A 2,106-nucleotide genomic window follows, 5' to 3' on the forward strand; every position below is an offset into this window, starting at 1 on the left:
GCGGGCCGCGGCGATCTCCGTCTGCATGTCGGCGAGCTTCTGCGAGATCGCCTGGAACCCGCCGATCGGACGGCCGAAGGCGTGGCGCTCCTTGGCGTAGGCGGTCGCGACGTCGAGCGCGGCCTGGGCGATCCCGACGGCCTGGGCGGCGATCCCGATGCGCCCGCCGTCGAGGGTCGACAGCGCGATGCGCATGCCCGCGCCGGGCGGGCCCAGCCGCTCGGCGGGCGTGCGCTCGAACAGGAGGTCGGCGGTGTTGGAGGAGTGCTGCCCGAGCTTCTCCTCCTCGCGCGTGATCGAGAACCCCTCGGCCCCGGCGCGCACCACGAAGCCGCTGGGCTTGTCGCGCGCCTCCGGGTCGCGGGCGAACACCGTGAAGGTCTGGGCGTAGGTGCCGTTGGTGATCCACTGCTTCGTGCCGTCGATCCGCACGTGGGCGTCGGACCCGCCCTCGACGACCTTCGAGCGCATCGCGCCCGCGTCGGACCCGGACTCCGCCTCGGTGAGCGCGAAGGCGGCGAGCTCTCGCCCCTCGGCGAGCGGACGGACGAGCCGCTCGATCTGCTCGTCGCTGCCGTTGAGGAGGATCGGCATGGTGCCTGCCCCGGAGTGGACCGCCATCGTGGTGCCCAGGCCCGCGTCCCCGCGGGAGAGCTCCTCCAGCACCAGCGCGTAGCTGAGGTAGTCCGAGCCGGCCCCGCCGTGCTCCTCGGGGATGCAGACGCCCATCAGCCCGAGCTCCCCGAGCTGCTTGACCACCTCGGCCGGGAAGGTGTGATCGCGGTCCCACGCCTTGGCCTGGGGGACGACCACCTCGTCGGTGAACCGCTTCGCGAGATCGCGGATCTCGCGCTGCTCGTCGGTGAACTCGTCGGCGGAGGCGGGCGCGATGGTCATGAGACGGTGAACCGTAGTGATGCGGTGGCTCACGAGCATCACCCGACCGGGCGCGCTTGGTCTCTCCAGGGGAGGAGCGGACCCGCCGAACGGCGGGGTGGCCGCCCGGGCGATCTTCCTCCCCCGAAGGTGGCAGGTGCTCTTGCTTCCGTGCGCCACGGGCGAGAGGGTCGGCCCATGACCGATCCCAGCATTGTCGGCGGCTGCCTGTGTGGCGCCGTCCGGTACCGCGCCGAAGGGGAGCCCGCCGCCGTGGCGCTCTGCCACTGCGAGGACTGCCAGCGCCAGAGCGGCGCCGCCTTCTCGGTGAACGTCCTGGTGGGGACCGAGACGCTCGTGATCGACGGCGCGGAGTCGCTCAAGGTCTTCGAGACGACCGGCACGGACACGGGGCAGCCCCGTCAGCGCCGCTTCTGCGGGACGTGCGGCTCCCCGATCGTCAGCGAGCTCGCGGAGATGGAGGGCATGGTGGCGATCAAGGCCGGCACGCTCGACGACCGCTCCTGGATCGAGCCCGAGATGGCGGTGTGGACCGAGCGCAAGCATCCGTGGCTGACCGCCGACATCGAGCTCGGCGAGTTCCCGCGGGACCTGCCGACGTAGGGCTTAGGGTCATGGCGTGGCCGATCCCGCGACCATGACCATCGAGGAGCTCTCCGAGCGCGTCGGCGTCACCGTCCGCAACATCCGCGCCTACCAGGCGCAGGGACTCGTCCCGGCGCCGGAGCGCTCGGGCCGGGTCGCGCTGTACGGCCCCGACCATCTCGCCCGGATCGAGCTGGTGCGTGACCTGCGCGCCCAGGGCTTCGGGCTGCCCGCGATCGAGCGGCTCGTGCGGTGGGGCGAGGGCATCGCGCCGACCGAGCTGCGCGCGTTCGCCGACACCCTCATGCACGGGCTCATCGAGGAGTCGCCGATCGTCGTCGAGCCGGCCGACGTGGTGGAGGTGTGGGGCGACCAGGTGACCCCGGACCTCGTCGCCCGGTCGCAGGCCACGGGCTTCCTGCGCATCGAGGACGATGGTCGCATCGTCGTCCTCTCCCCGACGCTGCGCGCCCACGGGATGGAGCTCAAGGCGCTCGGCCTCACGTTCGCCGAGTCGATCGAGGTCCTCGAGACGCTCCACCGTCACCTCATGGAGATCGCCGAGATGTTCGTGCGGATCTTCGTGGAGCGGGTCGCGGCGCCGACCCTCGGAACCGCCGACGA

At 72.0% G+C, this 2,106-nt stretch carries 3 protein-coding genes; 2 read left to right on the top strand and 1 reads right to left on the bottom strand.

Going from position 1 to position 2,106, the window contains the following annotated elements:
- On the bottom strand, positions 1-897 hold an 897-nt coding region (locus ABYE80_RS20180), incomplete at its 3' end, for an acyl-CoA dehydrogenase family protein (RefSeq protein WP_372792139.1).
- Positions 898-1,074: 177 nt separating this feature from the next.
- On the opposite strand from ABYE80_RS20180, the gene ABYE80_RS20185 reads away from it, so the two are divergent.
- Both ABYE80_RS20185 and ABYE80_RS20190 read left to right on the top strand, forming a co-directional pair.
- Entirely contained in the window at positions 1,075-1,500 is a 426-nt protein-coding gene (locus ABYE80_RS20185) for a GFA family protein (protein WP_372792141.1), read from the top strand.
- A gap of 16 nt (positions 1,501-1,516) precedes the next feature.
- Positions 1,517-2,106, top strand: a 590-nt coding sequence (locus tag ABYE80_RS20190) for a MerR family transcriptional regulator (protein ID WP_372792143.1), incomplete at its 3' end; no start/stop codon positions are given.

This window comes from Paraconexibacter sp. (assembly GCF_041602235.1).
In the GTDB taxonomy this organism is placed as follows: domain Bacteria; phylum Actinomycetota; class Thermoleophilia; order Solirubrobacterales; family Solirubrobacteraceae; genus Paraconexibacter.

Bases quoted from the DNA above. Each gene is read 5' to 3' on its own strand.
- ABYE80_RS20185 (WP_372792141.1), top strand. From the start codon at position 1,075: ATGACCGATCCCAGCATTGTCGGCGGCTGCCTGTGTGGCGCCGTCCGG.